The sequence below is a fragment of the Janthinobacterium salmonicoloratum genome (genome assembly GCF_051380845.1).
GTDB classification, from domain to species: domain Bacteria; phylum Pseudomonadota; class Gammaproteobacteria; order Burkholderiales; family Burkholderiaceae_D; genus Janthinobacterium; species Janthinobacterium lividum_F.
The window spans coordinates 429,613-455,209 of record NZ_JBNYXV010000002.1; the positions used below are offsets into that span (position 1 = coordinate 429,613).

Sequence of the window (25,597 nt, forward strand, 5' to 3'; positions counted from 1 at the left end):
CGACGGGTTTTTCGCGGCTGCCACTCATAATAAAGATTCGCATTTTGACTGATTGGGGTTTGCATGAGTAACGAAAAGCAGGTCGATTCAGGCCGTCGCGGCTTGCTCGTCGCCACGTGCGCGGCGGGCAGTGTAGTTGGATTGGCAACCGCGGGAGCCTTGGTAAGCACCTTCCAGCCGTCGGAGCGCGCGAAAGCGGCTGGCGCGCCGGTTGAAGTAGACATCACCACCTTGCAACCCGGCGAAATGCGCACCGTCGAATGGCGCGGCAAGCCGGTCTGGATTCTGAAGCGCACGCCGGAAATGATCGAGTCCCTGAAAAAGACTGACGGCAAAGTCGCCGATGCCAATTCCCAACGCAATCCCGCCGAATTCACGCCTGAATACTGCATGAACGAAGCGCGCTCGATCAAGCCTGAAATTCTCGTCGCCGTCGGCATCTGCACCCACCTGGGCTGCTCCCCTTCCTCTAAATTTACCCCCGGCCCGCAACCGTCGCTGCCCGATGACTGGGAAGGCGGCTTCCTGTGCCCTTGCCACGGCTCTACCTTCGACATGGCTGGCCGCGTGTTCAAGAACAAGCCGGCGCCGGACAACCTGCAAGTGCCGCGCCATATGTATTTGAGCGACACCAAATTGCTGATAGGTAAAGACGAGAAAGGCGAGGCTTGATCATGGCTGCTTTCAAAGAAACGAAATTTCCGGCAGACGCTCCCGTCGCCGAAAAAGCACTGGGCTGGGTCGATGACCGCTTTCCCCTGACCAAGCTGTGGAACGACCAATGGGGCAAATACTACGCCCCGAAAAACTTCAATTTCTGGTACATCTTCGGTTCGCTGGCCATGCTGGTGCTGGTGCTGCAGATCGTCACCGGCATCTTCCTGACCATGCACTACAAACCGGATGCGGCCCTGGCCTTCAATTCCGTCGAGTACATCATGCGCGAAGTACCGTGGGGCTGGCTGGTGCGCTATATGCACTCGACGGGCGCCTCGGCCTTCTTCATCATCGTCTACCTGCACATGACGCGCGGCCTGCTGTACGGCTCGTACCGCAAGCCACGTGAATTGATCTGGCTGTTCGGTTTCGCCATCTTCCTGTGCCTGATGGCCGAAGCGTTCTTCGGCTACCTGTTGCCATGGGGCCAGATGTCGTACTGGGGCGCACAAGTGATCGTCAACCTGTTTGGCGCCATCCCGCTGATCGGCCCTGACCTGTCGCTGTGGATCCGCGGCGACTACGTCGTTTCCGACGCGACCCTGAACCGCTTCTTCGCCTTCCACGTGATCGCCATCCCGCTGGTACTGCTGGGCCTGGTTGCAGCGCACTTGATCGCCCTGCATGAAGTCGGCTCGAGCAATCCGGACGGCATCGAAGTCAAAGAAAACCTGGGCGCCGATGGCCACCCGGTCGATTCGATTCCATCGCATCCTTACTACACCGTGCACGATCTGTTCGGCGTGTCGATCTTCCTCGTCATCTTCAGCGCAGTCGTCTTCTTCGCGCCGGAAATGGGTGGCTACTTCCTGGAATACAACAACTTCCTGCCCGGCGATTCGCTGAAAACCCCGCTGCACATCGCGCCAACCTGGTACTTCACACCGTTCTACTCGGTGCTGCGTGCCACCACGGCCGACTTCATGTACGTGCTGATGGGTGTCGTGGCCGCCTACGTGGTGTTCATCTGGCTCAAGTCGCGCCTGTCGACGACCGTCAAGTCGGCCATCGCCGGCATCGCCATCGTCGCCATCATCGGCATGCTGCCGCAGGTGCTCGATGCGAAATTCTGGGGCGTGGTGTTCTTCGGCGGTTCCGTCGTGATCCTGGCGTTCCTGCCATGGTTAGACCATTCGCCGGTGAAATCGATCCGCTACCGTCCGACCTGGCACAAATACATCTATGCCATCTTCGGCCTGTCGTTCCTGATCCTCGGCTACCTCGGGACCCAGGCGCCAACGGATACGAAAACCATCGTGTCGCAAGTGTGCACCCTGATTTACTTCAGCTTCTTCCTGTTGATGCCATGGTGGAGTGCAATGGGCAAGTTCAAGACCGTGCCGTCGCGTGTGACGTTTCACCCGCACTAAGCCGCTCTCACGCCACGCTCAAAGGACATACATCATATGAAGATTGCAAAAAAACTGCTCGCCATCCTGGCCTTCGTGCCTGCCATGGCTCTCGCCAGCGAAGGCGGCTTTCCGCTGGATAAGGCCCCTGACCGCCAGACCAACATGGCAGCGCTGCAACATGGCGCCAAATTGTTCGTCAATTATTGCTTGAATTGCCACGCCGCCGTGTCGATGCGCTACAACCGCCTGCGCGACCTGGGCTTGACGGAAGACCAGATCAAGCAGAATCTGTTGTTCTCAGGTGATAAAGTAGGCGACCTGATGACGACAAGCCTGGCGCCGCAGGACGCCAAGGCCTTCTTTGGCGTCGTACCGCCGGATTTGTCGGTAATTTCGCGCGCGAAATCATCTTCCGCTGGCACTGGCGGCGACTACCTGTATACTTACCTGCGTACGTTCTATAAAGACGACACTCGTCCGACCGGCTGGAACAACATGGTCGTGCCGAATGTTGCCATGCCGCATGTATTATGGGAATTGCAAGGTGTCCAGACTGCCAAGTTCGTGGAAGAGAATGATCCGCACGAAGCTGGCAAGAAGATCCACAAATTTGCCGGCTTCGAGCAGGTCAAGCCAGGTACGTTGAACAAGATCGAGTATGACAATGCGGTAGCCGACCTGGTCGGCTACATGGAGTGGATGGCCGAACCGGCACAGCAAACACGCAAGCGCCTGGGCGTTTGGGTGCTGCTGTTCCTGTCAGTCTTTGCTCTGCTGGCATGGCGCCTTAACGCGTCGTTCTGGAAGGAAGTCAAATAAGTGAGGCGCCGGCCATAGGCCGGTTTATGCCTGTTTCTGCGTTGTCCGCATGAGTGGACAAGCGACCTGGGGTGAGCCGTTCGCGGCTTCACCCCCTTTGTTTCTAAGGAACTATAAAAAATGATGGTTCTCTATTCGGGTACAACCTGCCCATTTTCGCAACGCTGCCGCCTGGTCCTGTTTGAAAAAGGCATGGACTTCGAAGTGCGCGACGTCGACCTGTTCAACAAACCGGAAGACATTTCGACCATGAATCCGTATGGCCAGGTGCCTATCCTGGTCGAGCGCGAACTGATTCTGTATGAATCGAACATCATCAACGAGTACATCGATGAGCGCTTCCCGCATCCGCAACTGATGCCAGCCGATCCGCTGATGCGTGCCCGCGCGCGCCTGATGCTGTTCAATTTCGAAAAAGAACTGTTCGTGCACGTGCACGTGCTGGAAAGCGAACGCGCCAAGAGCAACGACAAGGCCCACGACAAGGCACGCGCGGAAATCCGCGACCGCCTGACGACCTTGGCGCCACTGTTCCTGAAAAACAAGTACATGCTGGGCGACGAATTCTCGATGCTCGACGTGGCTGTCGCGCCGCTGCTGTGGCGCCTGGACCACTACGGCATCGAACTGTCGAAGACGGCCGCACCGCTGATGAAATACGCCGAACGCATCTTCTCGCGTCCTGCGTACATCGAAGCGCTGACCCCATCCGAGAAAGTGATGCGCCGCTAAAAGATATTCCCGGCAGGCAGCGCCTGCCGGGACATCTTGCGTCAGCAGCCAGTCTTTTGAACTACCGGTGCGCCCGCCTCATGCTTGACGGAGGGCGCTCCCGCCTCACAGTGTCTACCATGTCTGAAATCTCAACCAAACCTTATATGCTGCGCGCCATCTATGAGTGGTGCACCGACAGCGGCTACACGCCTTATCTCGCGGTCAAAGTCGATTCGCGCACCACGGTACCGATGGAATACGTGAAAAAGGGCGAAATCGTGCTCAACATCAGCTTCGGCGCCACCAGCGGCCTGAAGATGGACAACGACGCCATCCGCTTCCACGCCCGCTTTGGTGGTGTCTCGCGCGAAATCTATGTACCGGTCGACAACGTGATGGCCATCTACGCCAACGAAAACGGCCAGGGCATGGCCTTCGAGCCCGTGCTGGGCAACGACGATCCCGATGCGCAACCGACCGACAGCCCCGCCTCGGCCGACGTCCCGCCGCCAGTGCTCGCCCCCGTCGCCAGCGGTCCAACCCTGTCGTCCGTGCCAACCGGCTCCCCCGAACAACGCGACAGCGCCACACCCGGCGACGACGAGCCACCAAAAAAAGGCGGCCGCCCGACCCTGACACGCATTAAATAGCGTATAATTCGCAACGCGCAGTTTTTGCCGACTTAGCTCATTTGGTAGAGCAGTTGATTTGTAATCATCAGGTGGCCAGTTCGAAACCGGCAGTCGGCACCAGAATTCAGTAGGAAATCAAAGGCTTACCCGCTATAGCGCGTAAGCCTTTTCACTTTTTGCGTTTGACAATCTCCATATCGGCACCAGCTAGGCAAATTCGATTTGTCGATATTTGGTTGCCCATAAACAACCATTCTTGGTCGAGCAGTGTTCGATTGCGGATTATCCTTGACAATTTGCTATCTCCCCTCATACTGACACCATGGATTCTCGCTTAAACACTCCGCAAATTACGCGCGCTGTAGAAGCTCTTAACCTGAGCTATGATGATTTGGCCCGCCGGTTAGAAGTCCTGCCAGCCTCAGTCACTCAGTGGTTGTCTGGCGAGACTTTTCCCGCAGCTAATCGATTGTTGAAGCTGTCGTTCATTCTGAACATGTCCTTTGATGACATGATTGTCAATTCATTACCAAAACTACCAGAACCAATAGTAGCGTACCGAAGAAAAGCCCAGAAGAAAACAACTGAAGTTGAGATCGAACTCGCCAAAACTAAGGGGCGATTACTTCGGCCGCTCGCGCAATACATGGGTAATCGTCACGTCTCTGCAGCAACTTTCCGCGCCCCATCCAAAGACTACAGCTATGTACAACAGGTTGTAAGTGATTTGCGTAAATCGTTAGGTATGTCCGATGAAGACATTATTGGGTATAGCAATCTTATTGGTAAGTTCAGTGAGCTTGGCGCAGTATTGATTCCAGTGATGTGGGGAGAGAGAGAGACGCATGGCAACGCCCTGCACATTTTGCTCCCCGAATGCAATGCGACATGGGTATATCTGAATCTTGACGCTAACGTATGCGACTTCAATTTCTGGATGGCCCATGAATTGGCACATGTATTCACACCTAATTTAGCAGGCACAGATGAAGGCGAGGATTTCGCCGACGCGTTCGCTGGTGCGCTTCTTTATCCTCGCGCATGTGCAGCAAAGTTGTATCCGCATTTGACTGGCAAGCATGAGGGAGTCGTGGTGAACATGATCAAGGCTGCTGCCAAGGAGCGTGTTATCTCGCCTTATACCGTGTACCTGGCCGTGAATAATTATGCAAAGGAACATCGGCTTCCAGAATTTAAGTTCAATATTTTTGGAGCGATGAAGAACTTTGAGAAGCAATTTCCCGACGTCACACATTTACTATTCCCAGATAGCGCGCCAGATGCAGCAACATATATTGCCCTCACAAAATCTGCGTTTGTAACTCCCTTTTTCGATATTGTAACGAAGCATTTACAAGAATCTGCACAAGGTCCGGGCTGGCTTTCTGACCTGCTGGAAACATCCATCCTCGATGCCAAAGCAATATATTTGGCACTCGGCGGCGACGCACACTAATCACGGTAGAGCTAAAGTTGCTATATTTACTTGACACCTGCTCTTACCTTCGCCTTGCCTATAGCATTAATCCATTGCTAGGAAGCAATTTTTATTCTGTACCTGAAAAGGCCGTAGTTACCCCTGAGGTACATACGGAGTGGACAAGAGCTCCGCGCTTGAAGAATAAATTTCACTGGGCAGGAGACCCTCCGTATGTTTCCAACCGCCTTCTAAATTTGATTCCACTAGACGCTGGAAAATCTGCACAGATAAAGACAATCCGCAGCAACATTCAAGCTCATTCATCGGCAAGTGAAATTGCAATCAAGGCAAGCAGGTGCACGCTTCCATCTAGAACAGACTGCGAAGTCTTGGCTCATGCATATGTATTCACCAATTCAGGTATTCCAACCACAGCTGTGAGTGACGATGGCGGTATGGGGTGGGTAGCAGGCAGTCTACAAATCCCCTTCATTACTACGTTAGACTTAGTCCATCGAATGGTAGTAGCACAAAAACAGACGCTGGCTAACGTAAAGGCTATAGCCGGATATCTGAACTATGAAGGCGACCTACCTCCAAACTGGCGAAGAAACGGTTTTGCGCTGTTCGGCATTCAGTTACCATAAGAATGAATCCGGTCGCATCGGCTTCACGACACCTAGGATGTTAGCGCACGATATACCCTCGCTGACGCTCTCATCCTTCTCATACTTGACGACGATGTCGCCCCGCTTGCTCGGCAATGATCTTCGACGCCTGCCCAAGCCCTTGCCTTCGCTCTTGGCACGGGCCAATCCCGACTGCGTACGCTCGACAAGAAAATCCCGCGCTATCTGTACCACCGCCAACATCGTTAACATCATATTGCCGGCGGCAGATGCCAAGTCCAGCATATCGAGCTGAAGTAAAATGACAACGATTTTCCGCGCGGCCAGCAACTTGACTGTAGCGCCGACGTCTCGGTCGCCGCGTCCCAGTGACAACCCAGCGCTTCCCCACTGTGAAGCTAAACTAAGAGCGCCGACGAACTGCGGTTTGCTTCCAGCGTCAGTGCCATCTTCATGTAACCGCTGTGTAACTCAATTCAGAAAATCAGCGCGGTAACCTTTGTGTTAGTCGATACTTGAGTAGCTCTAAATACTCAGTTTCTCATTTCGAATTGTTCGTTATCAACAAACATTACGAAGGAAGTTCCTTTTACGAGAATTAATGCCGAAGGTCGATACGCGTATAAGTAAGAATAACCTGTGCACTTAAGGACTTTATTGTTGTCGAAAATAATCACTCTCCCGTAGCTACAGCCTTCGAACGAATCGCCCTTTTTCTTCTCTCCATCTGTATCCTGCCAACCAGTGATGGTCATTGTTCCTACTATCGTATAGCCGGCCAATCTTGCAATGTTCGATACCGAAATATCAGCCAGTGCTGGACTTAGTGCCAACGATAGAAAGGAGGCGAAGATTATTTTTTTCATTTTTCAACCATTTTTCGGCAAAGGTGTGCCGTTGCGCAGTGGAATTAAATTGCTTATATTGCATCAAATAGTAACATGGTGAAATTCGCTGCCTTAAATCTTTTTTGTCGTTCGTTGATCCGTCCGTTCCAGCATATCGCATCTAAGTACACCAATGACGAGCCATTGAAGTAGCCACCTTGAGCGAAGATTTTGCGCGCATTGCTGCGCCGCGCAATGACGTCCAGCGCATTTAGGCGCACTATGGGCACTTGCTGGCGAAGAAGAACTTTCCAATGTCTGGCTTGCCTACCTGGGGAAACATCATGTCCGCACATACTTACAAGCTGATCGAACTGGTTGGCACGTCGACCGAGAGCAGCGATCAGGCGATACGCGATGCCATTGCCAAGGCGGCGCTCACGGTCAAGCACATGGACTGGTATGAAGTGAGCGAATCACGCGGCCATATCGTCGATGGCAAGGTGGCGCACTTCCAGGTCACGCTCAAGGTCGGCTTCCGGCTCGAGTAACGGGATCGAGTAAGGCAGGCGGCGCGTTCATCGCCGCCCGACCACTGCCCGGCTTTCCAGCCACTCCCGGCCGCCGTTGTCCAGCGCGGCTTGAATCACCTTTTCCGGCAAGCTGTAGACGGTCGCCCAGCTGGCGCGACCGTCCTGCGTATTCGCGGGGAAACTGTGCGTTTCAATCGGCCAGTGGTATTTGCGTTTGAGCGCTTTGACGATGGCGGCCAGCGAGACGCGGCCTTGCAGCGGTTCGGCGCCGGACTGGTCGCGGTTCGACAGCAGCACGGCCAGGACCTGGCCGCGGCCCGTGCGTGCGCCGGGGAAGGTGGGGGGTTTGTTTGCCATGGCCTATTTTACCGGGCGAGGTGCGATGTGCCGCACCTTTGATATGGCGCAAGCGCCGCAGCGGCTTTACGGCCAGGATGATCATTTCACCAGGCGTGCCAGCGCCCCTCCGGCAGCCTGGACCGATCATCACGGGGCACAGGAGCCTATCATGCACAGCCTGAACATCCACGCCATGCAATGGCAGCCCGTTGCCGATATTTCCGCCGTCGACCCGCTGCTGCCCGAAGACCTCGCCTGCTTTCGCGAACTGCGCGACGTGCTGCAACGCTATGGCGCGCTCGACCGCTTCGGCATATCCCTGATCCACCGCCATTTCGACATCGCCGACGACGAGGAACTGATGGAGTACACGGATGTGGAACAACGCACGCTGACGGTGAAACCTGTCAAGAAAAGCGACATCGACTGGCAGCACACGACGATTACCAACTGGAAATTGACGGAAGGCGAGGAAGTGGCGCGCACTGGTTGCGGTTGCGCGCGCAATTCGGGCGGCCACCTGGGCTATCACCGGGGCACCTGAGGCTGGCGCCGCCCGCCAAGCGGCGTCGGCCTTTCTTACACTTGGCTTCCGCAAGTTCAGTCCGCCTTGCGCAAGCACTTGATTCCATGTGATTTTTTTGTGTGGCATGCAAGCTGCTTATCTGTGTCAACGAGATGAATCCAGGCAAAGCATTCTGGATTCTTTACCCCCCGGATTTTCCGAGACTGACCACGATAAGAGGCTGCGATGAATGTCGATCACACACGAAGCAAGACCCTGGCCTGGCTGGGTGCACTGGCGGCGGCAAGCCTGCTGGCCAGCGGCCAGGCGCAGGCCGGCGCGTACGGCCTGGCCGTCAACGACTTGAGCAATTTCCGCATCACCAGCAGCGCCGGTAACTTGTCGCTGGCCGGCGCCAACCGCAACGCCAGCGACAGCGCGTTTTTCGAAGGCGGCGTGGCCGTCAATCCGCGCGCCGTCAATACGGGGCCGGCCGCCAACGCGGACGTGCTGCAAGTGTGCTCGGGTGGCGGCTGCCGCGGCTTGCCGCAAAATCACTATGCACCCAGTCCCAGTTCCACCCTGGAGTTCGCGCGCGGCGATGCGCATGCCTTCGGCAACATGCTCAATGGCGGCGCCACTGTGCAAGCGGTGGCGGAAGCACAGCGCAACACGGTCGGCGCCGCCACGGCCACGGCCAGCGACTCACTCACCGGTTCCGTCAACCTGACCCTGTCGAGCGCAGGCTTCATCACCTTCAGCTTCATGGGACGGCGCGACCTGCGCACCAGCGTGACGACCTTGGGCGACAAGTCGAACGTGTCGATCATGGATATCTTCAATATCTCCTGCAACAGCGCCAGTCCCGTCGGCTGCCTGTCGAAGGCGAACGCCGATGGCGTGATCTTCCAGTTTGCCCCCGACGGCAACCCGAACAATGGCAGCGATGTCAACGGTAACCATGGCGCCGGCAGCCTCGACCCGTTCAGCCTGAACATGACGGCCGGCACCAACGACCCGGCCACCGGGCGCGCCTTCACGAATGGTTTTGCGATGTTTTCCCTGACCTCGAATTTCGCCCTGCCCGCCGGCAGCTATACCTTGAACTTTTCCAAGTCCACGCGCACCGACATCGTCGTCATCGATCCCCTGGCCGTGCCGGAACCTGGCACCCTGTTCCTGCTGGGCATGGGACTGGCGGCCCTGGCCTTCACGCGCCGCCGCCGGCCGGCATAGTCACCGGTATGCCAAAAAACGCGGCGCCCGCAAAAGGCGCCGCGTTTTTATGCCGGCAGAGTCTTCTTAACCGAGCCGCGCCAACGCCTGGCGCGCCAGTTGCAGCTGCTGCAGATAATAGCGGTGCAGCATGGCAGGATCGCTCAGGTCGCGCCCCAGTACCAGGCGCAGCTCGCTGGCAGAACAATCGGCGGCCTGGATCTGCACCTGGGTCTGCACCTGTGCACCCAACTGGCGGGCCAGTTGGCGCGCCGCCTGCTCCTGCGCGGGCCGGTATTCGACACGCGTGCGCGCCACCTGGAAGCTGCTTTCATTGGCCAAGCGCACCACCTGCACGGGAGCACCGACCAGGCTGCGCGCCAGGGCGGCGGCCAGGCCAGGCACGCCGTTGCCGTTCACAATTTCCAGGCGCGGACGGGGCACGGCGGCGGCCGGCATGGACCGCTCCGCCACGGCAGCGGCTGCCGGCACGCGCTGCAAGCGGGCCATGCCGTCGCCTTGCGTGATCTCGATGCGCGCCATGGCGGGCGCATCCTGCGGCGGCACGGCTGCGGGCACACCCGGCTGCGGCGCCGCGTTGCGCAATACAGCCAGGTCGCGCCGCAGGTTGTGTTCCTGCAGGCTCTGCGCCTGGCGCCGCATGAGGGCCGCGCGCTCGTGCTGGCCCAGCCGTTCCAGTACCTGCGCCAGATGCTGCCAGGCCAGCGCATTGAGCGGATCGAGCAAACACGCCTGTTCCAGCGCGGACAAGGCTTGCGCATCGCGCCCGCTCAGGGAATAAGCATGACCGAGATTGCTGAACAGATATGCCTGCTGCGGCTGCGGCGGCCTTGCCTCCTGCGTCAAAGCCAGCCAATAGGCGATCGCCGCGTCGTGTTCGCCGCGCTGCGCGTGCAGCACGGCCAGGCCGTTGCGCGCGTTCACATGGTGCGGCGCATGGCGCAAGGCTTGCTCATAGGCTGCTTGCGCCGCGGGCAGGTCGCCTCGCTCGAAATGCTGGCGCCCCGCCGCATAGGCGCCATCAGCATCAGGCCACGCCGGCACTGGCACGTGCGCCAACTGCGTGGTACAGGCGGCCAGGCCCAGGCAGGCGCAGGCGGCGGCCAGGCGGGAAATCGTCAAGCGCATGGTAGCTCCTTTCAGCGGCTGGCCATGGCCGGCACGAGCACGCGATAGACTTCGATCACGGCCGGCCCCATGAGCACCAGCATCAGGGTGGGAAAGACGCAAAAGATCAGCGGGAACAGCAGTTTCAGGGCGATCTTCGCTGCCGCCTCCTCGGCTAGCAGGCTGCGCTTGCCGCGCAGGTTTTCCGAATGCACGCGCAGCGAATCGCCCATGCTGGTGCCGAAGCGTTCCGATTGAATCAGCATGGCGACGAGGGTGTCGACATCTTCCACGCCGCTGCGCAAAGCAAGGTTGCGCAGCGCCTTTTCCTTGGAAAAGCCGGCGCGCATTTCCATCAGCACCAGTTGCAATTCCTGCGCCAGCACCACGCTCTTGATATGGATTTCTCCCGACACCTTCACCAGCGCGCGCTCCAGGCTCAGGCCCGCTTCCACGCACACAGTCAGCAAGTCGAGCGCATCGGGAATGTTTTCAAAGATGTCGCGCTGGCGCCGCTTGGCCGTGCTGGCCAGCACCAGGTTCGGCAGGTAATAGCCGATGGTGGCGCTGACGCACAGCAGTAACAGCAGCACGCTGCGCAACTGCGCCGCCATGGCGCTGGCCGCATACAGGCCCAGCACGGTAGGGCACAGAAGGGCCAGCACGGTTTTCGCGGCAAAATACAGGGCCGGCGCGCTGGCTTGCCGCCAGCCCGCGTTCATGAAGCGCGTACGCAGCGGCGAGCGCTCCCAGCCCTCTTCCGGCAGAGACAGCTTGCTGAACGGCTGCGCCACGCGCGCCACGCGCTCCACCCAGCCAGTGTCGGCTACCTCCTCGTTGGCGACCGGCGCCATGGAACCGGACAGGCGCTGGCGCAAGGCGCCGGGAAAGAAGATCAGCCACGCCAGCAGGGCCAGCGCCACCACCACGGCGAAGACGATCACGAGAAACAGCAGTTGCGAACCGCTCATGCCACCCCCTGTTTTATATGCGGATGCGGATGACGTTGCGCATCCACACGACACCCAATGCCACCATGCCGGCCGCGTACCACAGCAACTTGATGCCGCTGGGATCGGTCCACAGCAGGCGGATGTATTGCGGGTTGACCAGCGCCATGACGCCCATCATCACCACCGGCATCAGTCCCAGCACCCAGGCCGACATGCGCCCCTCGGCCGACAGCACGCGCACCTGCCCCAGCAATTTCAAGCGGGCGCGGATGATGCGGGCGATGCTGACCAGCACTTCGGCCAAGTTCCCCCCCGATTCGCGCTGCACCAGCACGGCGATGACGAGGTAGCGCAAGTCCGTCAGCGGAATGCGCGCGGCCAGGTTTTGCAACGCCTCGTTCATCGGCACGCCGTAATTGATTTCTTCGTGCGCCATCTTGAATTCACCGCTGATCGGCTCATTGAGTTCATCGCCCACCATCTGCAGCACATTCGAAAACGAGTGCCCGGCGCGCAACGCGCGGGCCAGGAAATCGGCCGCTTCCGGCAGTTGCGCCTCGATCTTTTTCAGCCGCGCCGCGCGCGCGCGCAGCACGACCATGTAGGGTCCGCCGCCCGCCACGCCCAGCAGCAGCAAGGCGCCCGGCAGCGGCATGGGCCAGATGGCCAGCCACAGCAGCGCCGCCAGCAGCAGGCCGCCCGCGCCGCCAAAAAACTGCGCCACCGACCAGGACAAGCCCGATTGCAGCAGCAGACGGTCCAGCCGTGCCGCGTGCGGCACGCGCCGCAGCAAGCGCTCCAGGCTGGGTGAGCGCGCATAGCGGCGCTGCTTGAGGATGGACACCCGCTCGCCGCCCGCCTCGCCGCGCGCCGCCATCAGCAGCAAGCGCCGGTTGATGCGCCGCGCCGCGCTGCCGTGCGTGCCCGACCACCACAGCCAGGCGCCTTCCACCATCAGGATGCAGGCGGCGAACAGCAGTACGGCGAAGCCGTAGAAGACCAGGTCCATGTCCCCTCCCCTTACTCGTAGATGCGATCCGGGTCGAACACGCTGTCCGGCACCGGCGCGCCAAACATGCGCAAGCGTTCCGTGAAACGGGGCCGCACGCCCGTGGCGCAAAAGTGACCGAGCACCTTGCCGTCGGCATCGACGCCCGTCTGCTCGAAGCGGAAGATTTCATGCATGGCGATGATGTCGCCCTCCATGCCCGTCACTTCCTGCAGGCTGACCAGCTTGCGCGCGCCATCCGTCAGGCGCGACACTTGCATCACCACCGTCACGGCCGAACAGATCTGCTGGCGCGTGGCGCGTGGCGTCAGGTTCACGCTGGCCATGCCGACCATGTTTTCCAGCCGCGCCAACGCGTCGCGCGCCGTGTTCGAGTGGATGGTCGCCAGCGAACCTTCATGGCCCGTGTTCATCGCCTGCAGCATGTCGAGCGCCTCGGCGCCGCGCACCTCGCCCAGGATGATGCGATCGGGCCGCATGCGCAGCGCATTGCGCACCAGCGCGCGCTGGCTTACCTCGCCCTTGCCCTCGATATTCGGCGGACGCGTTTCCAGGCGCACCACGTGCGGCTGGCGCAGCGCCAGTTCGGCCGCATCCTCGATGGTGACGATGCGCTCGCTGCCGGGAATGAAGCCGGACAGCACGTTGAGCAGGGTCGTCTTGCCGCTGCCCGTGCCACCCGAAATCAGGATATTGACCTTGGCCTGGCCCAGCGCCTGCAGCACCTGCACCATGGGCGGCGTTAGGCTTTTGTAGTCGAGCAGGTTGGCAATCGTCAAAGGCTGCACGGCAAAGCGCCGGATCGATAAAATCGGGCCGTCGACGGCCAGCGGCGGAATGATGGCATTCACGCGCGAACCGTCCGGCAGGCGCGCGTCGACCATCGGGCTCGATTCGTCGACGCGTCGTCCCACGCGCGAGACGATCTTTTCGATGATCTTCATCAGGTGCGCATTGTCGTGGAATGTCACGTCCGTCAGCTGCAGCCGCCCGCCCCGCTCCACATATACCTTGTCGCAGGTATTGACGAGGATGTCGGACACGCTGGCATCGGCCAGCAGGGGTTCGAGCGGGCCAAAGCCCAGCATCTCGTGCTGGATGTCGAGCACCAGACTATGGCGTTCGTGCTGGTTCAGCACGATGCGCTCTTCCTCGATCACGCGCTGCACCAGCAGCGCCAGCTCGTGCTTGAACTGCTCCGCCGTCAGGCGTTTCAGCCGTTCCAGATCGATACGGTCGAGTATCGTCTGGTGCATGGTTTTTTTGAGTTCCTGGTAGGCGTGCAGCGCCAGCGCGCCTTGTCCATTGCTGGCGGGGCGCACCGTTTCATTCGCCGCCAGGCGTTCGCGTAAAGTCATCTCGGCTCCCATGATGGCCCCCGGCGGGAGCCTTGACACCCATCAGCTGCTGCCCCGTCAAGCCTCGCTGCGGCTGAACAAACGGTCGAACAGACCGCGGCTTTCCGTCACGCGGCGCGCCGTCACCAGTTCCACCAGCTCGGCCAGGCTGCGCGCCAGGGCGCTGGTGCGCGACAGTTGCAGCAGCGGGATGCCCTGGTTGACGGAATCGGTGGCGGCAATGTAATCATTGGGCACCGTGTGCACCACTTCCGCACCCAGCGCCTGCTCCAGGTCCGCCAGGCGCAGCCGCCCGCCCTTTTCATAGCGGTTGACGATCAGGCGCAAGCGCTCGCCCGGATAGCCGAGCGAGCGGAAAATGTCGAGCAGGCGGCGCCCGTCGCGGATATCGGGCAGAGCCAGCTGCAGCACCGGATAGATGGCGTCGGCGTTGTCGAGCGCGCGCAGCGACAGCGCATCGATCTGGCGTCCCACGTCAAGCACGATGTAATCGTAATGCTGGCGCGCCACGGCCAGGATGCGGTCCATGTGCTCGGGCTGCATGTCGACCTTGTGCGCGGGGTCGTCGGCCGCCGCCAGCACACCGAAGTTCGGCGTCACGTGCACCAGGCACGAGGCGAGAAAGGCGCCATCCATGCGCGCGATCTGGGCACAGATATCGGACAAGGTCATGGCAGGCTTCTGGTCCGAGACATACAGGGTCGCATCGCCGAACTGTCCGTGCAGGTCGATCAGGAGCACCTTGCAGCCGGCCAGGCTTGCCAGCGCATAGGAAAAATTCGTCGATAAAAAGGTGGCGCCGCTGCCACCCTTGCACGAGATGAAGGCGAGCACTTTGCCGTCGCGCATCTGCGTCACGCCGGCCTGGATATCGACCCTGTCCATCGCCTCGTGGAAGGCCTTGTGCACCAGCGGCAGTTGCAGCACTTCGCGCATGCCGGCGCGCATGGCGCGTATCAGGACATCCTGCTGCTGGCCGCGCGTGAGCAGCATCAGCACGGCCAGCGGATACTGGCGCGCCAGGCGCTCGAGCAGGTCGGCTTCGTCGGCATCGATGCCGCTGGCGTCGACGATCACCAGCTCGGGCGCTTCGGGCAGCATGCGCTCGACGGCGTCGCGCAAGCCGCTGCGCCGTTCCAGCAGCCGCAGCACGGGCATGCGGGCCGCGCCTTGCGCCGCGATTTCGTCGTGCAAGCTGGCGTCGCGGGTAATCATCAAGGCTTTCATCACCCCTCCTTCATTCAATGCAATACATTCGGCTGCGCCGACGGCTTGGCGCTCATGGACAAAAACCGGGATTGTCCGGATAGCCCAGCGACTCGGCCACCGCCATGGTGGTCCCGCTGGGCAAACGGATGGCCCCTGCGCCGGAGGGAAACATCATCCCCAGCAGCGGCAGGACGGGCCGGTAGGGCACGCCCTCGCAGCGTGCGCCATTGCTGGGCTGGCACAGGCGCGCGCGCACGAAGCGGATGCAACTGGCGCCATGCGGATCGTCCAGGCAATTGATGCGGTTGCGCTGCGGGCAACCGGGCATCACCGTCACCGGTACTGCCGCCAGCGCGGCGCCACCACCGCTTTCCGACAAATAATCGATGCGCACATGCGCGTCGCTGATGCCGCCGCCCAGCGGCAGCGTTCCCGGCGTGACGCGCAACACGGCTTGCGTGCGCACGGCCTGCAAGGCGCCGGCATTGCTGAAATCGGTGACGGCGGCAGCCCGCGCCGCGCGCCGGGTAATCTCATGCACCATGTTCCACACGTACACGGCACGCGCCATTTCCAGCATGGCAAACAGGAAGAGGAAGAACAGCAGCGCCAGCATGGCGAATTCGACGGCGAAGACGCCGCGCTGGCGCTGCCGGCGCTGCTGGATAGGCAGGTTAATGGACATAGCGCAAGGTCGCGTTGGCGCGCAAGGGAATCGGCGCCAATTGCGGCAACCATTTGCGGGTCAGCGCAGGCAGGAAATCCACCGGCATGTCGGCGGTGACCTTGATGCGCACCTGCAGCGGCGCCGTCGCGTAACTGCCGCAGGCATAGGAATCGTCGGCGTACACGCAGTCCACATTGACCCATGCGGGATTGATGCTCGGCCAGCTTTCCGCCATCGCCTCGGCCACCATCTCCCGTGCCAGCGCGGCGCCCTGGCTCGCCGTGTCGAACTTGCCCATCTGCGGCAGCGGCATGGTCGCCATATAGCGCGCCGCATCGTGCGCGCTTTTTTGCAGGGCCGTGTACACCAGCAGCGCGCGGCCAAACAGCAGCACGAAGGGCAGCAGCCCCATGAAAAACAGCAGGATCAGCGCCAGCTCGATGGCGGCGACTCCGCCCTCGCGGCGCGCAATACGGCAGGGCAGCCTCATTGCAGCAGCTCCGCGGGGCCGACCAGCGTCCCCTCGTCCACTAGCCCGGCAAATTCGGCGCTTAATACGCCATTGCTGGCCGGCGCCGTCATGAAGAAGCGGCCGATGCCGCGCACCTGTGCCAGCACGTCGCTGCCGGGCGGCACGGGACAGGCCAGCAGAGGAATGTGCAGCAGGCGCCGCTGCGCCACGCCCGTGTTGCTGGACGGTGCCGTCTGGAATCCCAGCGTCTGGTAGGGCGCCGTGGCAGGATAGCTGGACTTGGCGGCCGGCGCGGCCGGGCTGGCCGGATACAGCTTGGGCCAGTCGCTGGTGGCAAACGGCACATAGCCGCCGGCCGGCTTCGGGTTGCTGTACCTGGCCGCCCTGGAAAACGACCACAGCGGTCCATAACTGCCGACGGCGGGCGGCGTCGCGTTCGATTCCGGGTCGGCCACGGACAGCAGCGGATTGCCGGTGCTCAGGGCGCTCGGCGCGTCGGGTGCGTTCGTCATCCACCAGCTCGCGGCCGTATTCGGATAGGCGCGGATATTCGTGTCGGGCGGCGCCGTGACGGCATGGCAGCCGCTGCCCGCATGCTGGTTGAAGCGCGCATTGAAAGCCGTCCACAGCGCGGCGGGAAAAGGCCGGTGCACATGTAGCTGGGCGCTGCCGATGCGCGGATACAGCACCGTGCCACTGCAGACAAACGGCAACACGCTCGCTTCGCCGACCTGCTGCGACGGCCCCAGCAAGCCCGGCTGGCTCAGCGGATTGAGCACGAAATGTTCGGCCGCCGGGCCGTTCGGATTGAGCTTCAACAAGTTATATGCCACACCGCGGCGAAAGCCATATTCCAGCAACTCGACGGCCGGCAGCAGTGCCGCATTCGTGCGCGGGCTGGCGGCACTGCCCGACAGTGCGCAGACAGCCAGCGGCATCAGGTGCAAGCTGGTACGCCCCGCCACGGCGCGCGCCCCCGTGTCCAGGGTGCGCAGCGCTGGCGACCAGGCACCGAGGAACGCCGTCGCCACCCGCCCCAGCGCGGGTGTAGTGGCCTGCGTATCGACGCGCACGAACAGCGCCGTGGCGGCGTCGGGCACGGCGCCAGCCGCATGCCACTCGCTGGCAGGCGCCTCTGGCGCGCTGGCGAAGCGGATACTGGCGTCCGACAGGATGGCACCCTGCATGCGGCGCTGCCATGCGCTCCTGTCGGCCGCACTGTTCTTGGCTTTTTCCACGGCAATGAGCAGGCCCTCGGGCGTGCCCACCAGCTCCGCGGCGGCCGCCAGCGCCGCGTTGTCGGCCAGGTTCTGCAGTTCCGTCTTGCGGCCGATGACCTGGCCCACATCGAGCGCCAGGCCGATAAAGCCCAGCACCACGATGAGCAGGATGGAAAAGGCGATCAGCATCGCGCCGCGCTGACCCTGGCGTCTATTTGCCATTGCCGCCTCCCAGCATGAACTGCACCGGCTGCGGCGCCTGGCCGTTCGGTTCGACGAACGACGCGCGGTAGCGCTGCATGACGGCGTGCGCGCTGGGGCCGTCGAGGCCGTCCACCGGCGTGCGCTTGCCCGCGCTGGCCGGATCGCGCACCTGCTGCGCCATGGCCAGGCGCACGACGTCGCCGAAGCGCCGGTCCAGCTGCGGCGTGCTGCTGTGTGCGCAGGCGGCCAGCTGCGAGGCCAGGGCCAGGGTTGCCAGGCGCCGCAGCAACGTCAAGAGTGAGTTCGGCATGGCGTATCTCCCCGTCTCATTTCAACTCGAAACCGTTGGCCGCGCGCGGTGGCGGCAGGGGTGGCGGCACGGAGCCTTCCATCTTGCCGCCCAACATCAAGTCCGTGCGCGAGGGCGGCGCCAGCTGCGCCGTCGGCAGCACGACATCGGCCGGCAAGGGTTTGACCAGGTGCGCGGTGATGACGAACAGCAACTCCGTGCGGTCATGCTGGAAGTCCGTGCTGCGAAACAGCGCACCGAGGATAGGCACTTCGCTGAGCCAGGGCACACCCGTGATGTTGCTCACCTGGTTGTTCTTGATCAAGCCGCCGATGGCGTAGCTCTGGCCGTCGTACAGCTGCACCGTGGTCGAGGCGCGCCGCGTGGTGATGACGGGCAAAATTGAGCGTCCGCTGACGCCGGCGGCGGAAATGCCGACCCCCTCGCGCGACAGTTCCGACACTTCCGGCGCCACCTTCAAATTGATGCGCCCGCCCGACAGCACGGTGGGGGTAAAGCGCAGGCCGACGCCATACTCGCGCTCTTCCAGGGTAATCTTGTTGTTGTCCTGGCCGACGGGAATGAAGATCTTGCCGCCGGCCAAAAAACTGCCCTCTTGCCCGCTGATCGCCATCACTGTCGGTTCGGCCAGGATGCGCACCAGCCCATCCTGTTTCTGCGCCTCGATGGTCAGCTGCTGGCGGCCATTCGACTTGCGCACGTCGAGCAAGCCATTGGCCGTACCGCTGAGGAAATTCGACAGCAAGGTGGTGGCCCAGCTGCCGGAAGCGAAGCGCAGGGTGGCGCCCACTTCCAGCCGTTCCAGCAGGGACTTCGACACTTCGGCGATCTGCACGGCCAGCATCACTTGCTGCGGCGCGCTGACGTCGAGCATATTGATGATGCGGCTGTGCGCGCCACCCGCGCCGCCAGCGGGCGCCGTGGCGGCGACCGGCATGGCGGCGCCATCCGCAGGCTTGGGCAGCGCCAGCGGCACCGTAGCGCGGCGCACATAGGCATGCGCCAGCTCGACGGCGCGCAGCACGGCGCCCGCATCCTGTACCGTGCCCGACAGCACCAAAGTATCGGCCACGGCCGTCACGCGGATGGCTTTCTCTTCCGGCATGAGTGCCGCCAGGGTCGTTTGCAAGCCGGCCGGATCCATGCTGACGCTGACGTTCACCACGCTGCACAGGCCGCTGCGGCCCTGGATGATCATGTTGGTGCTGCCCACGTCGACGCCGACCACATATAAAGTGTCGGGCGCCACCAGCATGGCTTGCAGCACGGCCGGATTACCGACGCTGCGCTGTTGTACCGCTTCAGGCAGGCGCAGCATGCTCGACTTGCCCACCTGTAGTTGCAGGTTGCCGGGCGAGGCCGCTTCACCGCCGCAGCGCAGGCCAGGATCGGCCGCCGCGCCGGCAAGCGGCGACAGCAGGCAGCACAGTATCAGCAGGGCGCGGTTCATGAGCGTGTCCATGGTTGAGCAAGGCAGCTAAAAACATTCGCGCGACTGGCGCGTCCCGTCGATGACGCCGCTGCACAGGCGCGTCGCTTCCGACTGCGCCTTGAGCACGCGCGCCGGACGCGGCGCCACGGCCAGCACGGGCGCGGCGGCAGGAGCGGGCTCGGCTTCGTGCGGTCCGCCCAGCAAGGTCAGCTTGGTAGCGCCCGCCGTCACGCCCGGCTGCGGATCGACCTGGTTGCGCAGCACCAGCGACAGGCTGCCCACGCTGCGCGCCAGGTCCAGGTTTTCCGCCTGTTCCGGCGTCACTTCCAGGGTCACCGCATTGACCACGCGCGGCTTGGTCTCGTCGCGCCCCACTTCCTGCGCCACGGCCAGCACGAGGATGCGTTCGAGCACGATCTTGGAAATGTTGCGGCTTTGCGGAAACGCGCGGTCGCCGGCATCCTGCTGGGTGCTCACGATGATGTCGACATAATTGCCCGGCAAGGCGAAGCCGGCCACGCCGATCACATCGTTGACGCGCACGGTGATGGCGCGCCGCCCTTCCGTGATCAGGGCCGACAGGCCGCCCAGGGTGCCGGCCGGCGCCAGCTTGGCTTCGCTCAGCGGCTCGCCGCGCAGTACGCTGGTTTTCAGTACCCGTCCCGCCAGTTTCGCCGGGTCTTGCAGCGCGCCCTGCGGCAAGCTTTCCGCCGGCCATTCGGCCAGGCGCAACATCTCGGGCGTCAGGCGCTGGCCCAGGTTGACATCGCTGGCGGCCACGACGATCTTGCCCTTGCCGGCCGGTGTCTGGCCCAGCAGCCAGTGCGAGGCCAGCAGCACGGCCAGCAGGCCCAGCACCACCGCCAGGCCCATCATCAAGAGGGCGCGCCGGTTTTTCATGCGATACGCTCGCACAGGCTGGCGGCCGGCATGTCGCAGCTGGCAAACAGGCTGCTCCAGGCCTGTTCCAGGGCGCCCACCGTCAGGCACGCTTCGCTGCCGGCAAAGCCGGCGAAGTCGCCTATGCGCGCCAGCAATTCCTGCGGATAGCTGGCCAGCAAGGGCCGTCCCTGCGCGCCATGCAACTGCAGCAAATGGTTCAGGGCCAGCTCGTCGATGGCCATGCCGGCCAGGCGGCATTGCTGGCGGAACAGGGCGCGATAAGCGCTCTCGGCCAGCGGCCCCACCTGCACCTTGTAGCCGATGCGGCGCAGCAAGGCGGCGTCAAACAGCTCGCCCGGCGGCACATTCGTGACCAGCACGAGGGCGTTGTCGAATGGCACGCTGATCTGCACGCCACCGGGCAAGCCCAGCTGGTCGCTGCCGCGCGCCAGCGGCTGCATCAGCCGCGTCAGCAGTGCTTGCGCACCCAGGTGCTGGCGACCCAGGTCATCGATGATCAGCATGCCATTGTTGGCGCGCACATGGGGTGGCGCCTGGTAGCAGCCGCCGCTGGCGTCATGGCGCAGCTCCAGCATGCCGGCGTCGAGCTCGGCGCCCACGTGGATCACGGGGCGCTGGCACAGCACCCAGCGGATGTCCGTGCTGCGCCGCTCCAGCGCCTGGCGCGCATGGCTGACATGCTGCGGCGCGGGCGGCAGGTGCTGGGCCGGATCGTACAATTGGATGATGTCCTGGCCGACGACGATGGCGTACGGCACGGCCACCAGCCCGTGCAGCAATTGTCCCAGCTGCAGCGCCAGGGTCGACTTGCCGCTGCCGGGCGGACCGTACAGCAGCAGCGAGCGCCCCGAATGCAGGGCCGCACCGACCACGTCGAGCATGCCCGGTCCCGCATGGGCGCCGCCCAGCACGGCGGCCAGGTCATCGCTGCCGACGCGCTGTTCCTGCGCCAGCCACGACTGGCGCGCCACCATGGCGCGGTACGCTTCCAGGGTGACGGGGGCGGCGCCGATATATGCGCAGCGTTCGAGGAAGGTGCTGGCGCGCTGCTTGCCGGCGCTCGTCAGCTGGTACTGCACGTCGATCTCGGATTCGCCGCGCCAGTCCACTTCGGCCATCTGCTCCGTCACCATGAAATCGAGTACTTCGCGCAAGACATTGATCGACAGGCGCAAGCGCGTCGTCAGTGCGGACAGATGCGTCTTGCCGCTCACAAACATCAGCTTGGCGATCAGTTCGACGACCAGGGGCCGCTCCAGTCCCGTTTCACGCAAGCTCTTCGGCTGAGGCGGCAAGGGCGGCATCAGGTTCGCATCGGCTGGACGCGGCGCACTCTCGGTGCTCAGGGAATAAACGACCTCGGTCATGCTGCGTCTCCAAGCCGGTTAAGACTGCATTGAACAGAATTCATTCTAGCGAGCGGGGACTGGCGCCCATTGATTCAAAGCAATGAATACCAATCAGAAATAATGCCGACCTTGCACCACCAGGCAGCCCAGGGCAATGGCCAGTCCGTACGGCATGTTGCCCACGCTGGCGCCGCTGCCCAGTGCGTTTGGCGCCAGGGGAATGCCGGCCATGCGCGCGATCATCGGCCACAGCAGCTGTCGCAGATTAGCGAGGCAGGCGCCCCACTTGCGCTGGTACGTGATCATCAGCACGGCCATCACGCCGCCCAGCACAAACGTGGCGAAACAGATCAGCAGCACGGGCCAGGGACCGGCAAAGGCGCCCACCATGGCGATCAGCTTGACGTCGCCGGCGGCCATGCCGCGCAGCACGTACAGAGGGAGGAACAGAAAGAAGCCTGTCGCCATGCCGCCCAGCACCAGTTGCGGCACGCGGTGTGGCCACAGCCACAAATGCAGGGCTAGCGCGGCGAGCATGCCGGCTAGCACCAGCCAATTCGGAATCTTGCGGCGGATCAAATCACTGACGGCGGCCCCCGTCACAAAGCACAACAACAGCAGGTCGCACAAGGCATGAGCAGGCATGGCACACCTCCCGAAAAAACCCGCCACCGGCCGGCCAGCGGCGGGCACCCGCTTAGGGCGTCAACACCAGGTTCGACGAAATGTCGGTGAGGACGGCCAGCAAGTTGGTCTTGATCAGCAAGAAACCGGCCGTGATGGCGGTAGCCATCAACGCCGCAATCAGGCCGTATTCGATTGCCGTAATGCCATCCTCATCCTTGACAAACTGCTGTACTGCCGACAGGAAGGTATGCATGACAAGCTCCCAAAAGTGAATCACAAGTCCCTGGCGCAATCGGGTGTGAAACATTGCCCATTCCTGCTAATATGTTTCCTGCCGTAAATTTCTGCGCCATTGCATTGACTATAAAGCGTCCACGTTTTGGCAAATTGACGCGCCACAAGTTTCCACATGGAAATTATCAAACCTTGTTGATATGACGGCTGGCGCAAACAAATGTTGCGTTCAGGATTGAAAGCCTTCGTCAGGGCAAGTTTTTTGCAATGTAGTGCATGAATCTCATGTATTTACATGAAATATTGCATACGTTAATTGCCTATTAGGCAAAAAGACATTATCCTGCTTAGCTCTTCTTTGGAAAGGCCTCTCGCCCGGCGGTACAGAGCGTCATGCCACCAAATAAATCTTGGCTTCTTGTAGACGGACGCGAATTGCTTGACGCAATGTTGGTATGAAGAATCTTGTGTGACTACTTTCCAGAGATCGACAATGGATTCCCTACTGAAACACATGGTGGACATGACCGGGCACCGCGACCACACGATGCTCGACATCTCCGTGATCTCGGCGGTCCAGGAACTCGCTTCCGCGTCGCAGACCCGTGTGCTGGCCCTGACCACCGTGCGTGGCCAGGTGTTCGTGCGGTCGCGGGCCATCATCGTGGCGGGCAGCGTGGCCCGCATGGAAGAGCATAACGACCCGACCCTGCCGGGCGAACCGCTGTCGGACTACCCGGCGCTGGCCGCCTGCATCAAGCGCCATGAGGCGAGCGCCGATACCCTGTGCGCCGACGGCCGCCACCTGCTGTGGCTGCCCATCTGGATCGGCGACCAGGTCACCACCTGCCTGGAAATCACCAACCCCACGCCGTACACGGGCGCCACCATCCAGGTGATCGGCGGCATCGTCAGCGTGTACCGCAATTTCCAGAACCTGCTCGACTACAGCGAACGCGATTCGCTCACCGGCTTGTTGAATCGCAAGACCTTCGACGACCAGCTGGCAAAAATCCTGCAAAGCCGCGGCGAACCGGAAGCGGAGAAGCCGCGTCCCGTCGATGAAGAACGGCGCCACCATACGGACACGGAACGGCAATGGCTGGCCGTGATCGACGTCGATCATTTCAAACTGGTCAACGATAAGTTTGGCCACCTGTATGGCGATGAAGTGCTGATCCTGATCGCCAACCAGCTGCAAACGTCGTTCCGCTCGCAAGACCGCATCTTCCGCTTCGGCGGCGAGGAATTCGTCGTGCTGCTGCGCTCGATCACCCTGGAAAATGCGCAGAAAATCATCGACCGCTTCCGCACCAATGTCGAGGCACATGACTTCCCGCAGGTGGGCAGAGTGACCGTCAGCGTGGGCTTCGTCAGCATCAACGCCTACGAAGCGCCCGTCATCATCCTCGGCCGGGCCGACCAGGCCTTGTACTACGCCAAGAGCCATGGCCGCAACCTGGCTTGCCATTACGACGAGTTGGTAGCGAAAGGCTTGTTAACGACTATCGCCTCGAACGATACGGCGGAATTCTTCTAGGCATCCGCGAGGGAAATAAAGCGCATGGGATCGACCTGCCACTTGGCGGCCGACTCATGGCCGACGATCTTGTCGGCGCCGCCAAAGCCGAAGCCGCGCGACAGGTCGACCGTTTCCGGCTTGATGTAGGTCTTGCTCTTCGTACTGAAAAACACATTCACTTTCGGCGCCAGCAAATTGCTTTCGTGCGCCTCGACGACGACGGCCAGGCGGCCCGATTCCAGCATCACCATGGTGCCGACCGGATAGATACCCACGCAGCGCATGAAATCCTGCGCGAACACGGGGTTAAAATGGAATTTGCTCCACTCATAGATCTTGCGCAGGGCTTCGGCGGCGGCGATGCCCTTGTGATAGCTGCGGTCGGACGTCAGTGCGTCATACACGTCGACGATGGCGGCCATCTGCGCCAGCTCGCTGATGGCGTCGCCGGCCAGCTGGTCCGGGTAACCGCTGCCGTCGCGCCGTTCGTGGTGATGCAGGGCGATGTCGAGCGGAATGGCACCTACCTCGGGCGACTGGCGCAGGATGTCGTAGCCGTCGCGTGGATGGCGCTTGATCAGGGCAAATTCTTCCGGCGTCAATGGGCCGGGCTTGTTCAGCACGCTGTCGGGCACCAGCGCCTTGCCCGTGTCGTGCAGCAAGCCGCCCAGGCCGGCCTGGTGCGTGATGGCCGCATCGATGCCGCGCGAGCGGCAAAACGCCACCAGCAGCGCGCATACGCTGACCGAATGCAAGAAGGTATAGTCATCCTTGCTCTTGATGCGCAGCAAGCCGACGAGGGCGCCGGGATTGCGCAGGATCGATTCGGTAATATCTTGCACGGTGTGCTGCACGCGGTCGAGCTCGACAGCCTTGCCCAGGCGCACATCGGCCATCACCGTGCGCACCAGGCTCGCTGCCTGCCGCCGCACCTGCGTGGCACGGGCCAGTTCCATGCCCAGCGACACGCGCGTGACCACTTGCGGCGGTGTGGCGATCTGCACCAGTTCGCGCTCGGTGGCTGCCTGCGCCTGCGCCACGGTGGGCGCGTCCTGCACGTCGAGGCCCTTGCCGCTGTCGATCACCACGTCGTGGATGCCGGCCTGCACGATCTTGCGGATTTCATCGTCGCTGCGCAACAGGAAACGGTTGCGCACGAATGGATGCGTCATCCAGTCGCAGCTGAGGTCATGGATATACATGCCCACTTTTAATTGAGACGAATCAACTTTCTTGAGCATGCTGTCATCCCACAAATACGCGGCTGGAGCACCGAAGGCGCTAGAATGAGTATAACA

The 25,597-nt window shown here is 61.8% G+C and carries 29 protein-coding genes and 1 tRNA gene; 12 read left to right on the forward strand and 18 right to left on the reverse strand.

Translation table 11 applies throughout. From position 1 onward, the window contains the following. Window positions 1-63: 63 nt before the first annotated feature. From petA to ACQ4WY_RS15140, 8 genes are all read left to right on the forward strand, one after another. A complete protein-coding gene (petA, locus tag ACQ4WY_RS15105) occupies window positions 64-672 on the forward strand; it encodes a ubiquinol-cytochrome c reductase iron-sulfur subunit (protein ID WP_353659243.1) in 609 nt (202 codons plus the stop codon). A 2-nt stretch (window positions 673-674) separates the two neighbouring features. Continuing rightward, window positions 675-2,087, forward strand: coding sequence for a cytochrome b (locus ACQ4WY_RS15110; protein WP_353659244.1), 1,413 nt, complete (start codon window positions 675-677; stop codon window positions 2,085-2,087). A gap of 36 nt (window positions 2,088-2,123) precedes the next feature. Beyond that, window positions 2,124-2,888: a cytochrome c1 gene (locus ACQ4WY_RS15115; protein ID WP_152254125.1), complete on the forward strand. Its 765-nt coding sequence runs from the start codon at window positions 2,124-2,126 to the stop codon at window positions 2,886-2,888. 120 nt (window positions 2,889-3,008) lie between these two features. After that, complete coding sequence (locus ACQ4WY_RS15120) at window positions 3,009-3,620, forward strand: glutathione S-transferase N-terminal domain-containing protein (protein WP_010394154.1); 612 nt, start codon at window positions 3,009-3,011, stop codon at window positions 3,618-3,620. A 119-nt stretch (window positions 3,621-3,739) separates the two neighbouring features. After that, on the forward strand, window positions 3,740-4,252 hold the full coding sequence (locus tag ACQ4WY_RS15125; protein WP_353659245.1) for a ClpXP protease specificity-enhancing factor: 513 nt from the start codon (window positions 3,740-3,742) through the stop codon (window positions 4,250-4,252). Between the two features lie 26 nt (window positions 4,253-4,278). Next, window positions 4,279-4,354: transfer RNA gene (locus ACQ4WY_RS15130), tRNA-Thr, on the forward strand. 202 nt (window positions 4,355-4,556) lie between these two features. Further along, window positions 4,557-5,690 carry an XRE family transcriptional regulator gene (locus ACQ4WY_RS15135; RefSeq protein WP_436504765.1) on the forward strand — a complete coding sequence of 378 codons (1,134 nt, stop codon included), beginning with the start codon at window positions 4,557-4,559 and terminating at the stop codon, window positions 5,688-5,690. A 158-nt stretch (window positions 5,691-5,848) separates the two neighbouring features. Continuing rightward, window positions 5,849-6,301: a hypothetical protein gene (locus tag ACQ4WY_RS15140; RefSeq protein ID WP_436504766.1), complete on the forward strand. Its 453-nt coding sequence runs from the start codon at window positions 5,849-5,851 to the stop codon at window positions 6,299-6,301. Here ACQ4WY_RS15140 and ACQ4WY_RS15145 read toward each other — a convergent pair. Continuing rightward, window positions 6,293-6,658: a recombinase family protein gene (locus ACQ4WY_RS15145; RefSeq protein WP_436504767.1), complete on the reverse strand. Its 366-nt coding sequence runs from the start codon at window positions 6,656-6,658 to the stop codon at window positions 6,293-6,295. The genes ACQ4WY_RS15140 and ACQ4WY_RS15145 overlap by 9 nt on opposite strands. Before the next feature lie 158 nt (window positions 6,659-6,816). After that, complete coding sequence (locus tag ACQ4WY_RS15150; RefSeq protein WP_436504768.1) at window positions 6,817-7,149, reverse strand: hypothetical protein; 333 nt, start codon at window positions 7,147-7,149, stop codon at window positions 6,817-6,819. A gap of 305 nt (window positions 7,150-7,454) precedes the next feature. Between ACQ4WY_RS15150 and ACQ4WY_RS15155 the strand changes: the two genes are divergently transcribed. Continuing rightward, window positions 7,455-7,661, forward strand: a complete 207-nt coding sequence (locus tag ACQ4WY_RS15155) for a dodecin (RefSeq protein WP_436504769.1) — start codon at window positions 7,455-7,457, stop codon at window positions 7,659-7,661. A 27-nt stretch (window positions 7,662-7,688) separates the two neighbouring features. Here ACQ4WY_RS15155 and ACQ4WY_RS15160 read toward each other — a convergent pair whose 3' ends face one another. After that, window positions 7,689-8,000, reverse strand: coding sequence for a hypothetical protein (locus ACQ4WY_RS15160; protein ID WP_436504770.1), 312 nt, complete (start codon window positions 7,998-8,000; stop codon window positions 7,689-7,691). A 151-nt stretch (window positions 8,001-8,151) separates the two neighbouring features. Here ACQ4WY_RS15160 and ACQ4WY_RS15165 point away from each other — a divergent pair, with 151 nt between their 5' ends. Further along, complete coding sequence (locus tag ACQ4WY_RS15165) at window positions 8,152-8,526, forward strand: hypothetical protein (protein ID WP_353659248.1); 375 nt, start codon at window positions 8,152-8,154, stop codon at window positions 8,524-8,526. A 207-nt stretch (window positions 8,527-8,733) separates the two neighbouring features. Continuing rightward, entirely contained in the window at window positions 8,734-9,723 is a 990-nt protein-coding gene (locus tag ACQ4WY_RS15170; protein WP_436504771.1) for an EDSAP-1 family PEP-CTERM protein, read from the forward strand. A 66-nt stretch (window positions 9,724-9,789) separates the two neighbouring features. Here the strand turns inward: ACQ4WY_RS15170 and ACQ4WY_RS15175 are convergent, their stop codons facing one another. The 14 genes from ACQ4WY_RS15175 to ACQ4WY_RS15240 form a co-directional block, all read right to left on the reverse strand. Then, a complete protein-coding gene (locus ACQ4WY_RS15175) occupies window positions 9,790-10,851 on the reverse strand; it encodes a LytR C-terminal domain-containing protein (protein WP_436504772.1) in 1,062 nt (353 codons plus the stop codon). Between the two features lie 11 nt (window positions 10,852-10,862). Beyond that, window positions 10,863-11,801 carry a type II secretion system F family protein gene (locus ACQ4WY_RS15180; RefSeq protein WP_436504773.1) on the reverse strand — a complete coding sequence of 313 codons (939 nt, stop codon included), beginning with the start codon at window positions 11,799-11,801 and terminating at the stop codon, window positions 10,863-10,865. A gap of 13 nt (window positions 11,802-11,814) precedes the next feature. Beyond that, window positions 11,815-12,792 (reverse strand): type II secretion system F family protein, encoded by a 978-nt coding sequence (locus ACQ4WY_RS15185; RefSeq protein WP_436504774.1) that lies wholly within the window; start codon window positions 12,790-12,792, stop codon window positions 11,815-11,817. Between the two features lie 11 nt (window positions 12,793-12,803). Continuing rightward, window positions 12,804-14,150: a TadA family conjugal transfer-associated ATPase gene (locus ACQ4WY_RS15190; RefSeq protein ID WP_152254133.1), complete on the reverse strand. Its 1,347-nt coding sequence runs from the start codon at window positions 14,148-14,150 to the stop codon at window positions 12,804-12,806. A gap of 57 nt (window positions 14,151-14,207) precedes the next feature. Next, window positions 14,208-15,377, reverse strand: coding sequence for a CpaE/TadZ family protein (locus tag ACQ4WY_RS15195; protein WP_436504775.1), 1,170 nt, complete (start codon window positions 15,375-15,377; stop codon window positions 14,208-14,210). Between the two features lie 52 nt (window positions 15,378-15,429). Continuing rightward, on the reverse strand, window positions 15,430-16,044 hold the full coding sequence (locus tag ACQ4WY_RS15200; RefSeq protein ID WP_436504776.1) for a TadE/TadG family type IV pilus assembly protein: 615 nt from the start codon (window positions 16,042-16,044) through the stop codon (window positions 15,430-15,432). Then, window positions 16,034-16,516, reverse strand: a complete 483-nt coding sequence (locus ACQ4WY_RS15205) for a TadE/TadG family type IV pilus assembly protein (protein ID WP_436504777.1) — start codon at window positions 16,514-16,516, stop codon at window positions 16,034-16,036. Before ACQ4WY_RS15205 ends, ACQ4WY_RS15200 begins: the two co-directional genes overlap by 11 nt. Further along, window positions 16,513-17,940 (reverse strand): pilus assembly protein TadG-related protein, encoded by a 1,428-nt coding sequence (locus ACQ4WY_RS15210; protein WP_436504778.1) that lies wholly within the window; start codon window positions 17,938-17,940, stop codon window positions 16,513-16,515. The genes ACQ4WY_RS15205 and ACQ4WY_RS15210 overlap by 4 nt, the downstream gene beginning before the upstream one ends. Continuing rightward, complete coding sequence (locus ACQ4WY_RS15215; protein ID WP_436504779.1) at window positions 17,930-18,232, reverse strand: hypothetical protein; 303 nt, start codon at window positions 18,230-18,232, stop codon at window positions 17,930-17,932. Before ACQ4WY_RS15215 ends, ACQ4WY_RS15210 begins: the two co-directional genes overlap by 11 nt. 16 nt (window positions 18,233-18,248) lie before the next feature. Beyond that, window positions 18,249-19,682, reverse strand: coding sequence for a type II and III secretion system protein family protein (locus ACQ4WY_RS15220; protein WP_436504780.1), 1,434 nt, complete (start codon window positions 19,680-19,682; stop codon window positions 18,249-18,251). 27 nt (window positions 19,683-19,709) lie between these two features. Further along, complete coding sequence (gene cpaB, locus ACQ4WY_RS15225) at window positions 19,710-20,564, reverse strand: Flp pilus assembly protein CpaB (RefSeq protein ID WP_436504781.1); 855 nt, start codon at window positions 20,562-20,564, stop codon at window positions 19,710-19,712. After that, entirely contained in the window at window positions 20,561-21,934 is a 1,374-nt protein-coding gene (locus ACQ4WY_RS15230; protein WP_436504782.1) for an ATP-binding protein, read from the reverse strand. Before ACQ4WY_RS15230 ends, cpaB begins: the two co-directional genes overlap by 4 nt. Before the next feature lie 93 nt (window positions 21,935-22,027). Beyond that, window positions 22,028-22,561 (reverse strand): A24 family peptidase, encoded by a 534-nt coding sequence (locus ACQ4WY_RS15235; RefSeq protein ID WP_436504783.1) that lies wholly within the window; start codon window positions 22,559-22,561, stop codon window positions 22,028-22,030. Between the two features lie 52 nt (window positions 22,562-22,613). After that, the gene (locus ACQ4WY_RS15240; RefSeq protein WP_034752975.1) at window positions 22,614-22,796 is read right to left on the reverse strand and encodes a Flp family type IVb pilin; all 183 of its coding nucleotides are present in this window, start codon (window positions 22,794-22,796) and stop codon (window positions 22,614-22,616) included. Window positions 22,797-23,270: 474 nt separating this feature from the next. Between ACQ4WY_RS15240 and ACQ4WY_RS15245 the strand changes: the two genes are divergently transcribed. Then, window positions 23,271-24,317 (forward strand): GGDEF domain-containing protein, encoded by a 1,047-nt coding sequence (locus tag ACQ4WY_RS15245; protein ID WP_436504784.1) that lies wholly within the window; start codon window positions 23,271-23,273, stop codon window positions 24,315-24,317. On the opposite strand, the gene ACQ4WY_RS15250 is transcribed toward ACQ4WY_RS15245, so the two are convergent. After that, window positions 24,314-25,540: an HD-GYP domain-containing protein gene (locus ACQ4WY_RS15250; protein WP_353659262.1), complete on the reverse strand. Its 1,227-nt coding sequence runs from the start codon at window positions 25,538-25,540 to the stop codon at window positions 24,314-24,316. The genes ACQ4WY_RS15245 and ACQ4WY_RS15250 overlap by 4 nt on opposite strands. Between the last annotated feature and the right edge of the window lie 57 nt (window positions 25,541-25,597).

Excerpts from the sequence above, each read along its gene's own strand:
- petA (WP_353659243.1), top strand. The coding sequence starts at position 64 with ATGAGTAACGAAAAGCAGGTCGATTCAGGCCGTCGCGGCTTGCTCGTC.
- ACQ4WY_RS15110 (WP_353659244.1), top strand. The coding sequence starts at position 675 with ATGGCTGCTTTCAAAGAAACGAAATTTCCGGCAGACGCTCCCGTCGCC.
- ACQ4WY_RS15115 (WP_152254125.1), top strand. The coding sequence starts at position 2,124 with ATGAAGATTGCAAAAAAACTGCTCGCCATCCTGGCCTTCGTGCCTGCC.
- ACQ4WY_RS15120 (WP_010394154.1), top strand. The coding sequence starts at position 3,009 with ATGATGGTTCTCTATTCGGGTACAACCTGCCCATTTTCGCAACGCTGC.
- ACQ4WY_RS15125 (WP_353659245.1), top strand. The coding sequence starts at position 3,740 with ATGTCTGAAATCTCAACCAAACCTTATATGCTGCGCGCCATCTATGAG.
- ACQ4WY_RS15135 (WP_436504765.1), top strand. The coding sequence starts at position 4,557 with ATGGATTCTCGCTTAAACACTCCGCAAATTACGCGCGCTGTAGAAGCT.
- ACQ4WY_RS15150 (WP_436504768.1), bottom strand. The coding sequence starts at position 7,149 with ATGAAAAAAATAATCTTCGCCTCCTTTCTATCGTTGGCACTAAGTCCA.
- ACQ4WY_RS15155 (WP_436504769.1), top strand. The coding sequence starts at position 7,455 with ATGTCCGCACATACTTACAAGCTGATCGAACTGGTTGGCACGTCGACC.
- ACQ4WY_RS15160 (WP_436504770.1), bottom strand. The coding sequence starts at position 8,000 with ATGGCAAACAAACCCCCCACCTTCCCCGGCGCACGCACGGGCCGCGGC.
- ACQ4WY_RS15165 (WP_353659248.1), top strand. The coding sequence starts at position 8,152 with ATGCACAGCCTGAACATCCACGCCATGCAATGGCAGCCCGTTGCCGAT.
- ACQ4WY_RS15170 (WP_436504771.1), top strand. The coding sequence starts at position 8,734 with ATGAATGTCGATCACACACGAAGCAAGACCCTGGCCTGGCTGGGTGCA.
- ACQ4WY_RS15175 (WP_436504772.1), bottom strand. The coding sequence starts at position 10,851 with ATGCGCTTGACGATTTCCCGCCTGGCCGCCGCCTGCGCCTGCCTGGGC.
- ACQ4WY_RS15180 (WP_436504773.1), bottom strand. The coding sequence starts at position 11,801 with ATGAGCGGTTCGCAACTGCTGTTTCTCGTGATCGTCTTCGCCGTGGTG.
- ACQ4WY_RS15185 (WP_436504774.1), bottom strand. The coding sequence starts at position 12,792 with ATGGACCTGGTCTTCTACGGCTTCGCCGTACTGCTGTTCGCCGCCTGC.
- ACQ4WY_RS15190 (WP_152254133.1), bottom strand. The coding sequence starts at position 14,150 with ATGACTTTACGCGAACGCCTGGCGGCGAATGAAACGGTGCGCCCCGCC.
- ACQ4WY_RS15195 (WP_436504775.1), bottom strand. The coding sequence starts at position 15,377 with ATGAAAGCCTTGATGATTACCCGCGACGCCAGCTTGCACGACGAAATC.
- ACQ4WY_RS15200 (WP_436504776.1), bottom strand. The coding sequence starts at position 16,044 with ATGTCCATTAACCTGCCTATCCAGCAGCGCCGGCAGCGCCAGCGCGGC.
- ACQ4WY_RS15205 (WP_436504777.1), bottom strand. The coding sequence starts at position 16,516 with ATGAGGCTGCCCTGCCGTATTGCGCGCCGCGAGGGCGGAGTCGCCGCC.
- ACQ4WY_RS15210 (WP_436504778.1), bottom strand. The coding sequence starts at position 17,940 with ATGGCAAATAGACGCCAGGGTCAGCGCGGCGCGATGCTGATCGCCTTT.
- ACQ4WY_RS15215 (WP_436504779.1), bottom strand. The coding sequence starts at position 18,232 with ATGCCGAACTCACTCTTGACGTTGCTGCGGCGCCTGGCAACCCTGGCC.
- ACQ4WY_RS15220 (WP_436504780.1), bottom strand. The coding sequence starts at position 19,682 with ATGAACCGCGCCCTGCTGATACTGTGCTGCCTGCTGTCGCCGCTTGCC.
- cpaB (WP_436504781.1), bottom strand. The coding sequence starts at position 20,564 with ATGAAAAACCGGCGCGCCCTCTTGATGATGGGCCTGGCGGTGGTGCTG.
- ACQ4WY_RS15230 (WP_436504782.1), bottom strand. The coding sequence starts at position 21,934 with ATGACCGAGGTCGTTTATTCCCTGAGCACCGAGAGTGCGCCGCGTCCA.
- ACQ4WY_RS15235 (WP_436504783.1), bottom strand. The coding sequence starts at position 22,561 with ATGCCTGCTCATGCCTTGTGCGACCTGCTGTTGTTGTGCTTTGTGACG.
- ACQ4WY_RS15240 (WP_034752975.1), bottom strand. The coding sequence starts at position 22,796 with ATGCATACCTTCCTGTCGGCAGTACAGCAGTTTGTCAAGGATGAGGAT.
- ACQ4WY_RS15245 (WP_436504784.1), top strand. The coding sequence starts at position 23,271 with ATGGATTCCCTACTGAAACACATGGTGGACATGACCGGGCACCGCGAC.
- ACQ4WY_RS15250 (WP_353659262.1), bottom strand. The coding sequence starts at position 25,540 with ATGCTCAAGAAAGTTGATTCGTCTCAATTAAAAGTGGGCATGTATATC.